The organism is Allorhizobium ampelinum S4 (genome assembly GCF_000016285.1).
GTDB classification, from domain to species: domain Bacteria; phylum Pseudomonadota; class Alphaproteobacteria; order Rhizobiales; family Rhizobiaceae; genus Allorhizobium; species Allorhizobium ampelinum.
The window spans coordinates 3131574-3149873 of sequence record NC_011989.1; the positions used below are offsets into that span (position 1 = coordinate 3131574).

General features: G+C 57.9%; 19 protein-coding genes. 12 read left to right on the forward strand and 7 right to left on the reverse strand.

The window, feature by feature from the left end; translation table 11 throughout:
• Positions 1-12: 12 nt before the first annotated feature.
• From glgX to AVI_RS14865, 3 genes are all read left to right on the forward strand, one after another.
• Positions 13-1962: a glycogen debranching protein GlgX gene (gene glgX / locus AVI_RS14855; RefSeq protein WP_015917118.1), complete on the forward strand. Its 1950-nt coding sequence runs from the start codon at positions 13-15 to the stop codon at positions 1960-1962.
• Positions 1963-2265: 303 nt separating this feature from the next.
• A complete protein-coding gene (locus AVI_RS14860; protein WP_015917119.1) occupies positions 2266-2754 on the forward strand; it encodes a MaoC family dehydratase in 489 nt (162 codons plus the stop codon).
• A 1-nt stretch (position 2755) separates the two neighbouring features.
• The gene (locus AVI_RS14865; protein ID WP_015917120.1) at positions 2756-3805 is read left to right on the forward strand and encodes a DUF2332 domain-containing protein; all 1050 of its coding nucleotides are present in this window, start codon (positions 2756-2758) and stop codon (positions 3803-3805) included.
• Between the two features lie 579 nt (positions 3806-4384).
• Here the strand turns inward: AVI_RS14865 and AVI_RS14870 are convergent.
• Both AVI_RS14870 and AVI_RS14875 read right to left on the reverse strand, forming a co-directional pair.
• A complete protein-coding gene (locus tag AVI_RS14870; RefSeq protein ID WP_041697082.1) occupies positions 4385-5899 on the reverse strand; it encodes a TRAP transporter large permease in 1515 nt (504 codons plus the stop codon).
• A gap of 24 nt (positions 5900-5923) precedes the next feature.
• Entirely contained in the window at positions 5924-6463 is a 540-nt protein-coding gene (locus AVI_RS14875) for a TRAP transporter small permease subunit (protein ID WP_015917122.1), read from the reverse strand.
• A 264-nt stretch (positions 6464-6727) separates the two neighbouring features.
• Here AVI_RS14875 and AVI_RS14880 point away from each other — a divergent pair, with 264 nt between their 5' ends.
• Complete coding sequence (locus tag AVI_RS14880; protein WP_015917123.1) at positions 6728-6952, forward strand: aa3-type cytochrome c oxidase subunit IV; 225 nt, start codon at positions 6728-6730, stop codon at positions 6950-6952.
• 75 nt (positions 6953-7027) lie between these two features.
• On the opposite strand, the gene AVI_RS14885 is transcribed toward AVI_RS14880, so the two are convergent.
• Positions 7028-7837: a tetratricopeptide repeat protein gene (locus AVI_RS14885; protein ID WP_015917124.1), complete on the reverse strand. Its 810-nt coding sequence runs from the start codon at positions 7835-7837 to the stop codon at positions 7028-7030.
• 539 nt (positions 7838-8376) lie between these two features.
• Entirely contained in the window at positions 8377-8616 is a 240-nt protein-coding gene (rpsU, locus tag AVI_RS14890) for a 30S ribosomal protein S21 (RefSeq protein WP_015917126.1), read from the reverse strand.
• A gap of 456 nt (positions 8617-9072) precedes the next feature.
• On the opposite strand from rpsU, the gene AVI_RS14895 reads away from it, so the two are divergent.
• Genes AVI_RS14895 through AVI_RS14910 form a run of 4 tightly spaced genes read left to right on the forward strand, consistent with a single transcriptional unit; the run spans position 9073 to position 14212 of the window.
• Positions 9073-10326, forward strand: a complete 1254-nt coding sequence (locus AVI_RS14895) for a sarcosine oxidase subunit beta family protein (protein WP_015917125.1) — start codon at positions 9073-9075, stop codon at positions 10324-10326.
• Between the two features lie 16 nt (positions 10327-10342).
• Entirely contained in the window at positions 10343-10663 is a 321-nt protein-coding gene (locus AVI_RS14900) for a sarcosine oxidase subunit delta (RefSeq protein WP_015917127.1), read from the forward strand.
• Positions 10660-13653, forward strand: coding sequence for a sarcosine oxidase subunit alpha (locus AVI_RS14905; RefSeq protein WP_015917128.1), 2994 nt, complete (start codon positions 10660-10662; stop codon positions 13651-13653). The genes AVI_RS14900 and AVI_RS14905 overlap by 4 nt, the downstream gene beginning before the upstream one ends.
• Positions 13646-14212, forward strand: a complete 567-nt coding sequence (locus AVI_RS14910) for a sarcosine oxidase subunit gamma (protein ID WP_015917129.1) — start codon at positions 13646-13648, stop codon at positions 14210-14212. The genes AVI_RS14905 and AVI_RS14910 overlap by 8 nt, the downstream gene beginning before the upstream one ends.
• Before the next feature lie 322 nt (positions 14213-14534).
• On the opposite strand, the gene AVI_RS14915 is transcribed toward AVI_RS14910, so the two are convergent.
• Positions 14535-15596, reverse strand: coding sequence for an SDR family oxidoreductase (locus AVI_RS14915; RefSeq protein ID WP_015917130.1), 1062 nt, complete (start codon positions 15594-15596; stop codon positions 14535-14537).
• 98 nt (positions 15597-15694) lie between these two features.
• Here AVI_RS14915 and AVI_RS14920 point away from each other — a divergent pair, with 98 nt between their 5' ends.
• Complete coding sequence (locus AVI_RS14920; RefSeq protein ID WP_015917131.1) at positions 15695-16087, forward strand: winged helix-turn-helix transcriptional regulator; 393 nt, start codon at positions 15695-15697, stop codon at positions 16085-16087.
• Positions 16088-16143: 56 nt separating this feature from the next.
• On the opposite strand, the gene AVI_RS14925 is transcribed toward AVI_RS14920, so the two are convergent.
• Complete coding sequence (locus AVI_RS14925; protein WP_015917132.1) at positions 16144-16425, reverse strand: type II toxin-antitoxin system YafQ family toxin; 282 nt, start codon at positions 16423-16425, stop codon at positions 16144-16146.
• Positions 16412-16672, reverse strand: coding sequence for a type II toxin-antitoxin system RelB/DinJ family antitoxin (locus AVI_RS14930; RefSeq protein WP_015917133.1), 261 nt, complete (start codon positions 16670-16672; stop codon positions 16412-16414). The genes AVI_RS14925 and AVI_RS14930 overlap by 14 nt, the downstream gene beginning before the upstream one ends.
• 156 nt (positions 16673-16828) lie before the next feature.
• On the opposite strand from AVI_RS14930, the gene AVI_RS14935 reads away from it, so the two are divergent.
• The 3 genes from AVI_RS14935 (at position 16829) to AVI_RS14945 (ending at position 18183) form a co-directional block, all read left to right on the forward strand.
• Positions 16829-17077, forward strand: coding sequence for a type II toxin-antitoxin system Phd/YefM family antitoxin (locus AVI_RS14935; protein WP_015917134.1), 249 nt, complete (start codon positions 16829-16831; stop codon positions 17075-17077).
• Positions 17067-17357 carry a type II toxin-antitoxin system RelE family toxin gene (locus AVI_RS14940; protein WP_015917135.1) on the forward strand — a complete coding sequence of 97 codons (291 nt, stop codon included), beginning with the start codon at positions 17067-17069 and terminating at the stop codon, positions 17355-17357. The genes AVI_RS14935 and AVI_RS14940 overlap by 11 nt, the downstream gene beginning before the upstream one ends.
• Positions 17358-17715: 358 nt before the next feature.
• The gene (locus AVI_RS14945; protein WP_015917136.1) at positions 17716-18183 is read left to right on the forward strand and encodes a hypothetical protein; all 468 of its coding nucleotides are present in this window, start codon (positions 17716-17718) and stop codon (positions 18181-18183) included.
• Positions 18184-18300 lie beyond the last annotated feature (117 nt).

Below are 18300 nucleotides of genomic sequence, written 5' to 3' on the forward strand. Positions count from 1 at the left end.
GCGGATGGTCCTATGACAGGTGCTGGCGCTCGTCTCACGGCAAAAGGCGCGGAGTTTGCGGTCTATTCCCGTGATGCCGAGCATCTGGACCTGTGCCTGTTTGATGAGGCCGGAGACACCGAGCTTCGCCGCCTGCCAATGCAGCGCGGCGAAGACGATCTGCACCGGCTGACCGTCGAAGGACTGGTCGTTGGAGCGCGATACGGCTACCGCGCCCATGGGCCGTATGATCCCGACCAAGGCCTGTGGTTTGATCCAGCAAAACTGCTGGTCGATCCCTATGCGCTGGAAATCGACCGTCCCTTCCGTCACGATCCGCGCCTCAGCCAATTTGGCGAGGACACCGCCGATCTGGCGCCTAAGGCCATCCTGACCGTGCCCGGGCAGGCCGTGCTGGAGCCGCCCCGCCTGCCAGATGGCGGCTTTATCTATGAATTGCCGGTGCGCGGCTTCACCATGCTGCATCCTGATGTGCCTGAAAACCTGCGCGGCACGGTGGCGGCCCTCGCCCATCCTTCCATCATCGCCCATCTGCAAGCCATTGGCGTCGATGCGGTGGAGCTTTTACCGATCATTGCCTGGATCGATGAACGGCACCTGCCGCCGCTCGGCCTTTCCAACAGCTGGGGCTATAACCCTGTCGCCCTGATGGCGCTCGACCCGCGCCTCTGCCCCGGCGGGGTGGAAGAATTGCGCCGCACCGTCGAATGCCTGCATGAGAATGGCATCGGCGTCATCCTCGATCTGGTCTTCAACCATTCCGGTGAAAGCGACCGGTTCGGCGCAACGCTGTCGATGCGCGGCCTCGACAACAGGAGCTATTACCGGCACCTGCCCGACCAGCCGGGCGTGCTGGTCAACGATACCGGCTGCGGCAATACCATTGCCTGCGACAGACCGGTGGTGCGCCAGCTGATCCTCGACACACTCAGCCATTTCGTCCTGGCGGCGGGCGTCGATGGCTTTCGTTTCGATCTCGCCCCGGTCCTGGGCCGGACCGCGACGGGCTTTGAGGCGCAAGGCGAGATGCTGACGGCCATGCTCCAGGACCCGATTTTGAAGGACCGGGTGATGATTGCCGAGCCCTGGGACATTGGTCCGGGCGGCTATCAGCTCGGCAATTTCCCGGCACCGTTTCTGGAATGGAACGACCGCGCCCGCGACACGATGCGCCGCTTCTGGCGCGGCGATGATGGGCTGACCGGGGAGATGGCCACGGTGCTGGCGGGTTCATCGGATATTTTCTCGCGCAACGGCAGCCCTCACACCCGCAGCGTCAATTTCATCGCCACCCATGACGGTTTCACGCTGCACGATCTGGTGTCCTATGCCCATAAGCACAATGAGGCGAATGGCGAGGATAACAGAGACGGCCATAATGACAATCACAGCTGGAACAATGGCGCTGAGGGCGAAACCAGCGACCCTGATATCCTGACCGCCCGCAAGCGTGATTGTACCGCTCTGCTCTCCACCCTGTTTGCCTCGAAAGGCTGGGTGATGCTGACGGCTGGCGATGAAGGCGGTCGCAGCCAGCGCGGCAATAACAATGCCTATTGCCAGGACAATGCCATCACCTGGCTGGACTGGGCAGCGCTCGATGCCGATCTGCTCGCCCACACCGGACGGTTGGCCGCCCTTCGCCGGCGGTTTCCGTCCCTCACAGATCCGGCCTTTTTCACCGGCAATGGCGATGTCAGCTGGATTGATGCCTCTGGCCTGCCGATGAGCGTCGAGACCTGGCAAAATTCACAGGCCCGCTTCTTTGGCCTACTGTTAGCCACACCGGATCGCACCACAGGGCGCGACACGCGGTTGGCAATCCTGATCAACAGGGGTGAAGCCTGTGGCGTCAATCTACCCGCCTCAACGGCAGGGGGATGGCGGGAGGTTTTTTCGGATGCAGTTGCTTCAAAACTGGTGATGGAACCACGCCATGTGGCATTTCTCGTCGAAGGTTGAGCCCGCCAGCACAAGGTGTGCCTTGACTACCAATGCCGGGCCTCATGGTTTCCACCGGAGCCGAACGCAGAAACGACATGATAAGCGCCCACATTCATTGAATGATTTTTATAGAAAACGTCTTTAAACCATTCCCCAGCACACCGGAATTAACGAATTTCTCATTCTTTCCGCTCGATTCTGAGCATTCAGGACATGGTTTTAAACAATTATCGAGTGCGTGATTTTCAGCCGCCACAAATGGCGATAGGGTTCTTTTTGATCTGAACACCCACCAGAGCCCCAACCCAACGAGAGTAGAGTATGCAGCGTCAAATTTCTCTCGCAGACGTCCCCGCCCTGGTCGGGGAGGAACTGGGCATATCCAAATGGATCACCGTCGATCAGACCATGATCGATGCCTTCGCCACGGCCACCGACGATCACCAGTTCATCCATACCGATCCCGAGCGCGCCAAGGCCGAAACGCCCTATGGCGGCACCATTGCTCATGGATTTCTGACGATCTCGCTGCTATCGGCGATGAATTACGATTGCCTGCCTGTGATCCGCGAACAAACCATGGGGATCAATTACGGCTTTGAGAAAATCCGGCTGATGGCACCGGTCCGCTCGGGAAAACGGGTGCGCGGCCGCTTCGTGCTGGCCGGTGCCCGCTTTCGCGGTGCCGGAATGCTGATGACCACCTATGATGTCAGTGTCGAGATCGAGGAGGAGCGTAAACCGGCGCTCACTGCCATCTGGCAGACCATCATCCAGTTCGACCCCGAGGACCGGCCAGAAGGCGTTTGAGATGACGATTGACAGCCTGCGTCATGCCCTCACCGATCAGGCTCGCTCCTGCGATGTTCTCGGATCTCCTTTTACCGCAAGGCTGTGCCGGCTTGCCGCCGAACGGCTGACGCCCGCAAGCGCCATTGGTGCGCGGCTGATCGATTGGCCGGGCGACATCACGTCTGCGGGCGATTCCGTGCCGCTGCGGCTGGCGGGTACGCTGCATGCTTTGGTGTTGAGCAACGAAAGTCCCGCGCTGGCTGCTGTCTATCCGCCTCATGACGCCACCGATGATGCACTCTGGGCCGCGGTGGAAACCACCTTCCGCGACCATGAGGCCTTCATGCAGGCCCGGCTGAATTCTGCGCCGCAAACCAATGAAGTGCGCCGGTCTGCCGCCCTTTTGCCGGGCTTCCTCACCATTGCCTCGCTGTTCGGCCTGCCATTGCGGTTGTCGGAGGTCGGTGCCAGCGCCGGGCTGAACCTGCAATGGGACCGCTATGCCTATCGGCTGGGCGAAACAAGCTGGGGCGATGGTTCGCAGGTTCTGCTGGCCCCCGACTGGCAAGGGCCGCCACCGCCATCCGCCACGATCACCGTTGAAGAGCGGGCGGGATGCGATCTCAACCCGCTCGATCCCGGCACGCCTGAGGATTGCGAACGGCTGTTTTCTTATATCTGGGCCGATCAAGCCGACCGGCTGGAGCGCACCAAAGCAGCCCTGGCACTGGCACGAAGCAACAATCTTTCCGTGGACCGCATGGATGCGATCGACTGGCTGAAGCAAAGGCTGGCTCCGTCTCATCCGGGCCAGATGCACGTCGTCTACCATTCCGTCGCCTGGCAATATCTTCCCGACACACTGAAAGCCCAAGGCGAAGCGCTGATTACACAAGCCGGTCAACGTGCAACGGCGCAGGCCCCGTTCGCCCGCCTGCAAATGGAAGCGGATGGCCAGCGCGATGGTGCCAGCCTCAATCTGCAAATCTGGCCGGGCGGTGAGCGCCAGGAGATCGGCCGCGCCGATTTCCATGGTCGCTGGGTGAAATGGCAAGGCTGGACGGCCTGATACGAAGAGTCATTGAAAATGACACTTCGTATTCCCCTTTCGAATATCTCAAGCTTTTGATGCATTTGAGATAGTCGAAATCTCTTGAAAGCGAGGATGCGTCAGCATCTTCGAGCTTTGGTATAATAGAGTTTGTCAGGGAAAAGTGGAATCCGGTTTTCCCGAAAAGACAAACGAAAACAAGAGAATCTAGAGTCTGTCTGGTTCAATCTCACAGTACACGACGCAAAGATTTTAGGGCTTCGCCACCCCCTCATCCGGCTGCCGCCACCTTCTCCCCGCTGGGGAGAAGAGACCAGGCTGATAGCTCTGGACCTCAAATTACAGCGCCGTGCGTTTTATAAAACGCACAAAGGACGCTGTAACACTTTAAATCTGCTGCATAATTTTCTCCCTAAATCGATTCCGATTTAAGGAATTATGCAGTAACGTTGAAAGAACAAACCATTGCCTCGTATCCCTTAACGCCTGCGGGGAGAAGGTCCAGGCAGGGGGATGAGGGGGTAAGCAGCATATCAAAACGTTTGAGTCGTGTACTGTGGTTCAATCTGAACCTGACAGACTCTAGGAACGCAACGCTCATTTAAAAGCTGGCGGCTGGCTGAGATCGATACCCGGCTTGGCAGCAGGCGCACCACCAAGCGAGGGTGGCGTGCCGAAATTCAGGCCGGGCGCACCGCTATCGCCAATCGGCGGCAGGCTCATACCGCTCCCGGCACCAAAGCCGGGCACCTCGATTTTCACCGAATTCAGGTCGATATCCTTGGCTTTTTCCAGCCACATGGTGACCGATTGCGGCCAGAAAATCACCACCGCGACCAACAGAAGCTGCATGCCCACCCAGGGCAAGGCGCCGATATAGATATCGCGGGTCTTGACCTCTGGCGGGGCAACACTGCGCAGATAAAACAGCGCAAAACCGAAGGGTGGATGCATGAAGCTGGTCTGCATGTTGACGCACAGCAAAACACCGAACCAGATCAGATCGATGCCCAGCGATTGCGCCACCGGCGCCAGCATTGGGATGACGATGAAGGCAATCTCGAAGAAATCCAGAAAGAAGGCCAGTACGAAGACGAACATATTGACAAACACCAAAAAACCAACCGGACCGCCCGGCAGGCCCGACAGCATATGCTCGATCCAGCGCGAGCCATCCATGCCCTGGAACACCAGGCTGAAACAGGTGGAGCCAATCAGGATCATCACCACCATCGAGGTGATCGACATGGTGGATTGCATGGCTTGACGGATCAGCGGCCACGTCAGCCGGCGATGCATGGCCGCCAGCACGGCGGCCCCGACCACGCCCAGGGCGCCTGCCTCCGTCGGCGTCGCCAATCCCATGAAGATCGTGCCAAGAACCAGAAAGATCAGCACGATGGAGGGCAACATGCCCGCCAGCACCTGACGGATCAGTCTCCAATCCAGGTCTCCACGCACTTCTTTGGGAAGCGGCGGCATGCTCGAAGGCTTGAAGATCGACATCAGGAAAATGAACAGCGTGAAAATCACCACTTGCAGGATCGATGGGCCGATAGCGCCCAGATACATGTCACCGACGGAACGGCCCAGCTGATCGGCGAGAATGACCAGAACCAGAGAGGGCGGAATGAGCTGGGTGATCGTGCCAGACGCCGCAATAACCCCCGTGGCCAGCTTCGGATCGTAGCCATAGCGCAGCATGATCGGCAGCGAGATCATCCCCATGGTGATCACAGAGGCTGCTACCGTGCCGGTAATCGCCCCCAGAATGGCACCGACGGCAATCACCGCATAGGCGAGACCACCGGGAACGGCACCGAATAGCTTGCCGGTTCCCTCCAGAAGATCTTCCGCCAACCCGCACCGTTCCAGAATGGCGCCCATCATGGTGAAGAAGGGGATGGCCAGCAGCAGATCGTTGGAGACGATCCCAAAAAACCGCAGCGGAATGGCCTGAAGAAACACTTCGTTGAAATGGCCCGTGGCAATGCCGACCATGCCGAAGAACAAACCAACCGCCCCCAGCGAGAAGGCCACCGGAAAACCGAACAGCATGAACAGCACCATGCCGAGAAACATGGCTGGCGGAATGATACCGAAATCGAACATGGACCTGTCCCCCAGGCTATTATTTTATTGCAGCGGCTTTTCGTAGCGCACGTCGATATGCAGGTGTCCCGTCAGCGCAGCGATGCGCTTCACCATTTCCGACAGGCCCTGCAACACCAGAAGCCCGAATCCGGCAACCAGAATAAGCTTGACCGGCCAGCGGATCAGGCCACCGGCATTGGCCGACATTTCGCCCTGCTGATAGGAAAGCCAGAAAAACGGCCAGCACAGCCAGGTCAGATAGATGCAAACCGGAAGCAGAAAAAACACGATGCCGATCAGGTCGATCCACAAGCGTTTGCGCTCGGAGACCGCGCCATAAATCAGGTCAACCCGCACATGGCCGTTCTGGCGCAATGTATGGGCAGCTCCCAGCACAACGACATAGGCAAAGAGATACCATTGGATCTCCAACCAGCCATTGGAACTGATATTGAAAAGATATCGGATGATCGCATTGGCCGCGCTGATCAGGCAGCACAGCAGCACCAGATATTCCGCCACCCGGCCAACGACTTCGCTCAGCGTGTCGATAGCCCGGCTCCACCCTAGCAAAACAGCCATATAAGCCTCCCAGCTCCTTATTTTGCTTAGAACAAGGCGTCGGCACGCGCAACCGGGTGGCGGCCTCCATGCACCGGATTACTGGGACTTTGGCCTGGAAAGCCTGTCAAGTTCGCCTAAAGTTCTACGGCATGATACGTTTCATCAAGCGAATGATGCTGTAGCATTTTAAATTTGCCGCATAATTTTCTCTTTAAAAGCAGTTCCGGTTTTAAGAATTATGCGGTAGCCTGTGGGAAATACACGCTTTTGGGGAGTAAGAGCATGAGCGAAGACCATTCCGGCCCGGTCGAAACGGGCGCCTCGATGGATTATCCCGCCCACGAACGGACCTATGACAGTTTCATAGCCGCCTCGAAATATGGCACAGCCATTCTCGTGGCGCTGATGATCGGCATGGCCGCCGGATTTTTCACCACAGCCGGATTCCTGGGGGGCATTCTGGTGTTCCTGATCTTCAGCGTCATCGGCGTCTTTATGATGCGGTAAACCGCGATTGCCAATCTCCAGAACTGAAAAGGCCGGCAATGCCGGCCTTTTGTATCGAACTGAGTAGAAGCTGCTTCAGCTTGTCGAGCCGCGTGTCCGGGCAAGACCATCGCGGGCGGGCGTGTATTTTCCATCCAGGCTCAAGGCATGGGCGTAGGACTTGGCAGCCTTGACCTTGTCGCCGCGCCGCTCATAGACCAGGGCCTGATTGGCCCAGGATTCGGCCAGCTTCGGGTTCATGTCGATGGCATGGTTGAAATCGGCAAAGGCGTTTTCATCGTCGTTCAGCGCCAGATAGCTTACGCCACGACCGTTGTAAGGCTCAGGCGCATTCGGTGACAGTGAGAGCGCCTTGGAAAAATCGTCGATCGCCTTGTCGTGCTGGCCGCGCAACTGGAAGATCAGACCGCGATTGTGATAGGCGCGGCCATCGGTGGTATCCAGCTCGATTGCCTTGGAGAAATCCTGAAATGCCTCATCTACCCGGCCCGCCTGGCGGTAGATATTGCCACGGCCGATATAGGCGACATCATAGCTGCTATTGATCTTCAGGGCAGCGGTATAATCATTGGCGGCTTCGACCGGCTTGCCCATGTTGCGATAGACAAGGGCGCGGTTGGCATAGGCCTGGTAGAAATTCGGGTTGAGTTGCAGCGCGGTGTTGAAATCCGCCAGCGCCTTCTGGAATTCGCCAGCCCGGCCATAGGCAGAGCCCCGCACGTTATAGCCGCCTGGGTCGCGTGGATTGGCGGCGATCACCGACGACAGCGAGGAAATATTTTCCTTAGACCCCTGATCGCGGTCGATGCTGATCATGTCGCTTGACTGGTTGGTGGATTGGCATCCGGAAAGCGTCAGCATGGCGGTGAGGCCGAGAGCCAGCATGTAGCAGCCTTTGCCGCGCAGAGTAGCCCCCAGGCGACCGGCTGTTATGCCGGTGTTGAAAACCTTATCGACCATTGGCGTCATGCTTTCCGTTCCACCTGTTCAAAACCTCGGACTATGCCGAAACTGGAGAGGAAACGCCGAAGCGTTCCTAAAGTTCTGTCCACTCAACAAAACTTTATCTGGAGACGTGTCTATCCCGAGACCTGTTTATCCCGAAACTTGGCTTACATCCGAATGCAGCCGGTTTCCACCGCGCAAATGCAAAAACCACATCATTCCAGCAATTTGCGGCCTTTTATAGCATCGGACCGAAAAGTAGAAACCGGTTTCCGGATAAATCCGATACGACACCAAAACTTTGTGACAGCGCGCCGGTCCCACGTCCTGAATGAGGCTATAGGTCAACCACGGACACAATTATGCAGTCTGCCGGTCCGCCCATCATAGAAAATTTAACACGAAAAAGCGGCCGCGAACTTGATCGCTGCCGCTCAATCGGATCATGTCGCGCTTTGAAAAAGCGCGGGAAACGTCAATCAGCGGCTGCCGAATGCCGGACGCGGCGGAGCGGCAATCAGGCCTTCGCGCTGCATCTTCTTGCGGGCCAGCTTGCGAACGCGGCGAACGGCTTCAGCCTTTTCGCGCGCGCGCTTTTGCGACGGCTTTTCATAATAGTCACGCATTTTCATTTCACGGAAGATGCCTTCGCGCTGCATCTTCTTCTTCAAGGCGCGAAGCGCCTGATCAACGTTGTTATCGCGGACAAGTACCTGCACGTCGAATCCCGTTCCTTTGGTTTGTGATCGTTTTCCGCCGGGACACGAATTCTGCCGAACCATGCCTTTCACGGACCAAAAAAGAGTGTTCCGCTGGCCCGCAGGACCAGCGATTAGGGAGCGCCAATAACAGATCGGACTTTCGAAGTCCAGACTGCAAGTGCCGCTGCCCAAAAAAATCCGCAGCCAAGCGGCACCGTCTTGCAAAACATCACCCCTATGCGCATCTCCATCTGCTGCTGCAAGATATTCGCCATGTGTCGAAAGACGGATAGAAGCGTGTCGCAAAGAAAGGGACATCGCGCATATCGATCTGTCACAGCTTTTTAGACCTGTGCTGACGCTGGATTGAAAGCCGGTCGGAATTTCTTCCCGTTTCTGACATAAGTCAGGATCTACACCCTGCGATCCGTCGTAGAGCAAGCAGCCAGACCTCGCCTGAAGGAGACGATAGGAATGCGCAAATATTCGGTTTTTGCCGTAGCCCGCGAAGCGCTTCGCGCCCATACCGGCTGGAGTGCGCAATGGACATCGCCAGAGCCACGCAAATCCTATGATGTCATTATTATTGGCGGTGGCGGCCATGGTCTGGGGGCTGCTTATTATCTGGCCAAGGAACATGGCATCACCAATATTGCCGTGATTGAAAAAAGCTGGATTGGCGGCGGCAACACCGGGCGCAACACCACCATTATTCGCTCCAACTATCTCTATGAAGAGAGCATGGACATTTACGAGCACTCCCTGAAACTCTGGGAGGGCTTGAGCCAGGAGCTTAATTACAATGTGATGTATTCGGCCCGTGGCGTGATGATGCTGTCGCACAATGTGCATGACAAGCAGAGTTTTAAGCGCCATGTTCATGCCAACACGCTCTATGGCATTGATAATGAGTGGCTGACGCCGGAACAGGCTAAGGCCTTCTGTCCGCCGCTGGATATTGCCAAAACCGCCCGCTACCCCATCAATGGAGCCGCCCTGCAACGGCGCGGCGGCACGGCCCGCCATGATGCCGTGGCTTGGGGCTATGCCCGCGCAGCCTCTGATCGCGGTGTGCATATCATTCAAAATTGCGAAGTGACGGGTATTCGCCGGGGAGCAAGTGGTGAAGTCACGGGTGTTGATACCTCCAAGGGCTTTATAGGTGCCAAGAAAATCGGTGTTTCTGCCTCCGGCCATAATTCCATGGTGATGGGCATGGCAGATGTGCGCCTGCCGATTCATTCCACGCCGTTGCAGGCGCTGGTGTCGGAGCCGCTGAAGCCGATTTTCCCCTGCGTGGTGATGTCCAACACCGTGCATGCCTATATCTCGCAATCCGATAAGGGCGAGTTGGTGATTGGGGCTGGCACCGACCAGTATAATTCCTATTCCCAGACAGGCGGCCTGCAAATCATCACCCACACGCTGGATGCGATTTGCGAGCTGTTCCCCATCTTCCGCCGCGTCAAGATGATGCGCCAGTGGGGCGGGATTACTGATAACACCGCCGACCGCTCGCCCATCCAGAGCGTAACCCCCGTGCCAAACCTGTTTGTCAATTGCGGCTGGGGTACGGGCGGCTTCAAGGCCACACCGGGCTCTGCCAATCTGTTTGCCCATCTGATTGCCAAGGGCGAACCGCATGCGCTGGCCAAGGGCCTGACGCTGGATCGGTTCCGCACCGGGCGATTGATTGATGAGGCGGCAGCCGCCGCCGTGGCACACTAGAAAGGGATTGAGAAAAATGCTGTTGATCAAATGTCCCTATTGTCAGGAAGAGCGGTCCGAGCTGGAATTTCACGGCGCAGGCGAGGCGCATATTGTGCGGCCAGCCAATATTGCCGAGATTTCTGATGAGGAATTCGAAGCCTTCTTTTTCTTACGCGATAACCCCAAGGGCATCATCTTTGAGCGCTGGCGGCACCTGCATGGCTGCGGGCGGTTTTTCAATGCCGTGCGCGATACCGTCAGCGACAAGTTTTTGCTGACCTATAAGGCAGGTGAAGCCAAGCCGGATGATGCAGCCGTGCAAGCCCTCATCGACAACAAGGGAGCTGCGCAATGAGCGGTGCCAATCGTATTCCCGGCAAGGGCCGTCTGACGCCCGCCAGAACCGCGCGTTTCACCGTGGATGGCCGCATTCTCACCGCCATTGAGGGTGATAGCGTGGCATCAGCCCTGCTGGCCAATGGCATTCATCTGGTCGGTCGCTCGTTCAAATATCACCGTCCACGCGGCATTCTCACCGCTGGCCCGGAAGAGCCAAACGCGCTGCTGAACATTTCGCGCGACAGTGCGCGGCGTCAGCCAAACGTGCGTGCGCCCGTGCAGGAAGTGTTTGATGGCATGCGCGTGCAGACGCAAAACCGCTGGCCGTCGCTGTCGATGGATATTGGCGCGGTCAACGACCTGCTCTCGCCCTTCTTTGCCGCAGGCTTCTACTACAAGACCTTCATGTGGCCGAAGAGCTTCTGGCATAAGATTTATGAGCCGATCATTCGCCGCGCCGCAGGCCTTGGCGTGGCCCCAACCGAAGACGACACCGACCATTACGCCAACCGCTACGCCCATTGCGACGTGATGGTGGTGGGCGGCGGCCTGGCTGGTCTGACAGCTGCGCTTGCTGCGGCAGAAACTGGCGCTTCCGTGATTATCTGCGATGAACAGCCCGAAATGGGCGGTGCCTTCCATTATGATACGGGAGCCGTGATTGACGGCCAAAACGGCTATGACTGGGCGCAAGCCACCGTGGCCAAGCTAAAAGCCATGGACAATGTGACCGTGCTGACCCGCACCACGGCATTTGGCTATTACAATCACAATTTCCTCGGTCTTGCCGAGCGCGTCACCGACCATATCGCCAAACCCGCCAAGGGCTTGCCGCGCGAACGGCTGTGGCAGGTACGGGCGAAAAAGGTGGTGCTGGCCACGGGCTCCATTGAGCGCCACATGGTGTTTGCCAACAACGACCGCCCCGGCATTATGCTGGCATCGGCGGCTCGCACCTATCTCAACCATTTTGGCGTGGCCGTGGGCGCAAAAGTGGCAGTCTACACCGCCCATGATTCGGCCTATGAAGCGGCGATTGACCTGAAAAAAGCGGGCGTGCAGGTGGTGGCCATCATCGACTGCCGCCGCAATTCGGGAGCAAGCGTCTTGGCTGACGCCAAGGCGGCAGGCATTGAGGTTTTGAGCGAACATTGCGTTCTCGATACCGCTGGGCGCCTACGGCTAAAGTCCATCACTATTGCCAGCAAGGGCGGTTTTGATCGCCGCAAGCTGGCCGTCGATGCGCTGCTGATGAGCGGCGGCTGGACGCCTTCGGTGCATCTGTTCTCGCAGTCACGCGGCAAGCTGCGTTTCGACGCCGCCAACCAGCGCTTCCTACCAGACATTTACGTGCAAGATAGTATCTGCGTTGGAGCCTGCAACGGCACGGATGATCTCAGCGAACTGCTGACTGAGGCCTATGCCAGCGGCGCAAGGCTGGCAAAAGAAGCCGGCGCAGAAGGCGAAAGCGGCAGCGCACCAAGCGGTGCCAACGCCTTTGCTTGGACCGGCGGCATGATTGGCGCTGCCGAAGGCGCTGGCCCGGATGATGCAGTCAAAGCCTTTATCGACTTCCAGCACGATGTCTGCGCCAAGGATATTCGCTTGGCGGTGCGCGAGGGCATGCATTCCATCGAGCATATCAAACGCTTTACCACCAATGGCATGGCGTCTGATCAGGGCAAGCTGTCCAATATGCACGGGCTGGCAATTGCCGCCGAAATGCTGGGAAAAGAAATCCCGCAAGTGGGCCTCACCACCTTCCGCGCCCCCTATACGCCCGTAACATTCGGCACGCTGATCAACCATTCGCGTGGCGAATTGTTTGACCCAACCCGCAAAACTCCGATGCATGATCTGGAAACGGCGCTGGGTGCCGATTTTGAAGATGTCGGCAACTGGAAACGCGCCTGGTATTACCCCAAGCCCGGCGAGGATATGCACGCCGCCGTCAACCGCGAGTGCAAAACCGTGCGCGAGGTTGCGGGCGTCTTCAATGCCTCAACGCTGGGCAAAATCGAGGTGGTTGGCCCGGATGCGGCCAAATTCCTCAACCTGATCTACACCAACCCGTGGGATAGCCTCAAACCCGGCAAATGCCGCTATGGCATCATGACCCGCGACGACGGGTTTATCTATGACGACGGCGTGGTTGGACGGCTGGCCGAAGACCGCTTCCACGTCACCACCACCACTGGCGGTGCCGCCCGTGTGCTGAACCATATGGAAGATTATCTGCAAACGGAATTCCCGGAGCTAAACGTCTGGCTCACCTCCGCTTCCGAGCAATGGGCGGTGATTGCCGTGCAGGGACCAAAGGCTAGAGAGATTATCGAACCCTTCGTGGAAGGCATTGATATTTCCAACGAGGCCTTCCCGCATATGAGCGTGGCGGAAGGGAAATTCTGCGGCGTGCCAACCCGGCTGTTCCGCGTATCATTTACAGGCGAAGTGGGCTTTGAAATCAACGTGCCCTCGGATTACGGCGCATCCGTATTCGAAGCCGTGTGGAAGCGTGCGGAAACCATGGGCGCCTGCCTCTATGGCACCGAAACCATGCACGTGTTGCGCGCCGAAAAGGGCTATATCATCGTTGGCCAAGACACCGATGGCACGCTGACGCCCGATGATGCCAATTACGGCTGGGCAGTGTCGAAGAAAAAGACCGATTTCGTTGGTATTCGCGGCCTCAAACGCCCGGATCTGGTCCAGGAAGGCCGCAAGCAACTGGTCGGCCTCAAGACCAAAGACCCCATTGAGGTGCTGGAAGAAGGCGCACAGATTGTTGCCAACCCCAACCAGCCCAAGCCGATGACCATGCTGGGCCATGTCACCTCGTCCTACTGGTCGGAAAATCTTGGCCAATCAATTGCCATTGCCACGGTGGCCGGTGGCCGGGCGCGGATGGGCGAAACGCTCTATGTGCCGATGCCTGACAAGACAATCGCCGTGGAAGTGACCGACATGGTCTTTTACGACAAGGAAGGAAGCCGCATCCATGGTTGAGCCAATCATCTCCGGCGCGATGTCCGCCACCCGCAAATCGGTCCTTGACGGTGCCTACGGCGGCTCCGCCCATGTGGCGCTGACGCCAGCCGCACCGGCCTCACGCATCTCGCTGCGGGCCGGAGCGGATGCTGTCTCCGGTCTTTCCTCAGCCCTTGGCCTGACCCTGCCGACGGCGCCGAAAACCTCCGCCCATGCAGGTCCGCGCCTCGCCTTCTGGCTTGGCCCAGACGAATGGCTTGTCATCGATGAAGACGGCGCTGACCTCATCGCCGCCTGCGCTGCCGCCGGCACCATTCAATCCGCCACCGATGTCTCCCACCGCAATACCGCCATCCTGGTTTCCGGCCCCGGCGCGGTAAAAACCCTCAACGCCGCCTGCCCGCTTGACCTGTCACTGAAAACCTTTCCGCTTGGTGCTGTCACCCGCACCGTATTCGGCAAGATCGAAATCGTCCTCTACCGGATGAGCGAGGACGCCTTTCGGGTAGAATGCTGGCGGTCCTTTGCCGAATATGCCTTCGGCATGTTGCAGGAAGGGGCGGCGGACGCGGCGTGAGCAGGGATGACAGGCTTTAGAGGCTGTCTGGTTTAGACTGAACCACAGGACACAACACTTTAGCTTCGCGTGTTGGGTTCCCCCTCACCCCGCCTCCGCTACGCTCAGCGGACCTCTCCCCGCTGGGGAGAGGAAGCCATAAACGCTGCGGCTCTTTCCTTCTTCTCCCAATCGGGGAGAAGGTGGCGGCAGCCGGATGAGGGGGCGGCGAAGCCGAAAAACCTTTGCGTAGTGTATTTTGGAAATTAACAAGACAGACTCTAGATCTCTTATTTTCATTTGCCTTTCGGGAAATTCGGGCTCCCCTTTTCCTAAGGCAAACTCAAGGAATGAGCCTTTCCCCACGCAGTTGCCCAAACAGGGTGAAAAACGCCTCGTCGGTGGGCTGGTAGCGGTCAAAGCCCATCACCCGGCTCTTGCTCATGTCGGTCACCACTTCAATCGGCCGCCCAAGATCGGCGTCCGTATGCCAAGGTGAGGCCAGGCGCGACAGGTCTTTTTCGATCAGGCCATGGCGCTCGGCGAGCTCCCGCCAGATGGCGGCGTCCTCTGCCATCTGCTGTTCCAGCGGCAGGATCGTCCCGTCAAACGGCGCCGGTTCCAGCCCAAACCAATTGGCAATCCGGCCCCACATCCAACTCCAGCGGAAAATATCGCCATTGACCACGTTGAAGGCCTGGTTGCGGCATTGCGGGGTCGTTGCGGCCCAGAGCAATTGTTCGGCCAGAACGCCAGCATCAGTCATATCCGTCAGACCGTTCCATTGCACGGAAGAACCGGGGAAACGGAAGGGTCGCCCGGTTTCCCGGCAGAGCGTCGCATAGACGGCCAGCGTCGTTCCCATGTTCATGGCATTGCCAACTGCCTTGCCGATCACCGTATGGGGGCGATGCACGCTCCAGGAAAATCCGTCGCGCTTTGCTGCGGCAAACACTTCATCTTCCTGCGCATAGTAAAAATTCTCGACATCCAGCCTGCCCTGATCTTCCCGGAATGGTGTCTGCGGCAGCGTACCCTTGCCATAGGCCTCGAAGGGGCCGAGATAATGTTTGAGCCCCGTGACCAATGCCACATGGGCGACGGACCCTGCGGGACGCAGCGCGTCAAGCACGTTACGCACCATCGCCGCATTGACCCGGATGTTTTCCGCCTCGCTTGATTGCCGCGCCCATGTCGAGATGAACACCACGTCGGGTTTCACATCGGAAAGAGCCCGCGCTGTCGCCTCACTGTCCTGAAGATCGGCGGCCACGGGCTGCATGCCGTCTTTGGCAACCGGCGACCGGGCCAGTCCGTACACGGCCCATCCCTTCGCCAACAGGAGATCCACCGTCGCACTGCCAACAATGCCGCTTGCGCCGACAACCAATGCTGATCCAACCATCTTCATGCTCCTTCTGTCTGAAGCCAGACATGTAGGCGCCTCTTGCCTTTAAAAAAGACGGCACCATTTACGGGCCTAGACACCAGAAGGTAACCACCATGCACCCAGGAACGCCCGAAACCGAATGGCGCGAAGATTGCGCGCCGCGCCGCGTGCTCGAACTGTTTTCCACCAAATGGACCAGCATGGTGCTGCACACCCTGCATGCCCGCCATGGGGGGACAGCGCGCACCGGCGTGCTGCTGCGCAGCCTGCCCGGTATTTCCAAGAAAATGCTGACTCAGACACTACGCGACATGGAAGCCAGCGGCCTGATTTCCCGCCACGTCCAGGCCACCATTCCACCCGCCGTCGAATACCGGCTGACCCCGCTCGGCAGCCGGTTTATCGAGCCGGTCGAAATGCTCTACGCCTGGGGGAGAGACAATGCCGACGCGCTGGATGCACTGCGGCCAAGGCCGGGGTCACGGCGGGAGGGTTTGGAGGGGTAAGGTGGAACCGGGTCGCGGCAGCGGCTTAGGACGCCTTTCTATTCACATCGAAAGCATCACAGACCCAATTCGGAATGCGACCCAAGTCGAACAAGCTGGAGAAGTTCAGCATCCGGCTTACGATAAATCAGCACCAGATCGGGCTTCACGTGGCAATCACGGTGATCTTTCCACTCACCGGTTAGGGCGTGATCACGGTACCTGGCTTCCAGAACCTCATCCTGAGCCAAAGCGGCGATAACAGGCAGCAACTCGTCTTCGAGAATTGTGCGATAGCGCCCCTTGGACTCTCGCTTCAAATCACGCTTAAATTGCCCGGTTTTCTCAATTTTTCGCACGGATCGCCGCTTTGAGATCATCGAGCGTCACAGTCTCCACCTTGCCCGCGCGAGCCTCTCGCATGGCGGCAATCGTGGTTTCGTTGGGGATCAACGGTTCGAACGGCAGCGCCTTTTCCTGCGCAACCTTGGTCAGCAACAGCCGCACCGCATCGGACACCGTCAGCCCCATGGCCGCGAGAACGGCCGTTGCTTCTGCTTTGATCTCACCGTCAATACGGGCTTGAACCAGTTGATTTGCGGCCATCGGTCATACTCCTTGTATGAATGACAATGTAATTCAACATTTCTGAAATGCAAGCGTTTCATGGTGAGGCAACGACAAAGCGAGTGGCGAAGCCTCTTGAACAGTCCTTTAAAGAGTGCGAATAATAGGTCTCCAAATATTCCAGAGAACAACACCATGACCCACATTGTCCTTGCCGAAGTGACAGCCAGCGTGTCTGAGCTGAAAAAGAACCCGATGGGGACAGTCGCCGCAGGCGATGGGGCGGCGGTGGCTATTCTCAATCGTAACGAACCTGCTTTCTATTGCGTTCCGGCGTCAGCCTATGAAGCCATGATCGAACGGCTGGACGATCTCGAACTCAATGCCATTGCTGATGCGCGGGCGAATGATCGCGTCGTGAAGGTTACGCTGGATGAGCTATGAGCTGGCATTTGTCGATGCCGCGCTGAAAGAATGGCGAAAGCTCGATCATAGCGTCAGAGAACAGTTCAAGAAAAAACTCGCCGAACGTTGTATCAATCCGCGCGTACCCTCCGCACAACTCTCTGGCGCCAAGGATCGTTACAAGATCAAGCTGCGCGGTGCTGGCTATCGGCTGGTTTATGAAGTGCGCGATAAAGACATCATCATTGTCGTTGTCGCGGTTGGCAGGCGGGATCGTTCCGGCGTCTATAAGGCCGCCGCTGATCGAAATCTGTCGTAGCTTATAGAAACCGCTCCCCCAAAATTCCCCCTTCCCCTCCCCACCCGTTATGCGCTAAACCATCCCCAGGATCGGTTGTAACGAACCGATCCCGGAGCGTCGAACCTCCGCAATAGACGGCCCGTGTCGGTCGTTAAAAGACACCCCTCAGCCATAGGTTTGTGGCTGAGGCGGTGGACCATGCCTATATGGTCCCCACACCACCCTTCTGTGGCGTCGGGGAGGCCTTGGCGTATGTCCAGAGCTTCGGCTTAAAGGCCAAGGCGGTCGTTTCTATTGCGACTTTCGACCTCCCCGATCACCAGAGGGCAAAATCCTCCGGTGGTCGCTTGGCTCACAAGTGCGGGAGGAATGGACAATGGCCGATTACAATGTCTGGGCCGATCTTTTCAGGACATGGCAATCCACATCCGATTGGATCAAGGCGGTCGCAATCGTCACACCACCAGCGTTTGCGATGGGGGCGCTGGCATTGCTGCTGCGCTATCGGCTGGCGGCGCACCAGGACCTGTCCCGCACCTACCATCTGCTGGAGCCGCCACAGCGCCCTGCGCAACCGTCCGAGATGATCGATAGCACGGCTATCGATGCCGCCAATGATCTTCAAAACCGGCTGGAGGAAGCGCGCCGCACGCTGATGCAGCAGGGTAGATCCCTGGCGGAAAGAGCGGAGCATAAAAACCCCGAAACGCGGCAGCAGATTGAACAGATCATCCTTGAAGAATACCACCGAAAGTCCGACCCAGCGGATGCGCTTGCCCGGGTTCGGCAATTCGTGATCGATCAGCGAAGGTCGCAGGATCATCGTTCCGAACCGGAGGATTGAAGCCATACAGTCGATATAAAGTGTCAACGGGTGATTTATGCGCTTTACAAGCCATACAGCGCGGTAACATCAATTTCCTTTTGCAATAGTACGGAATTTCCGTATAATCTTTGAGCC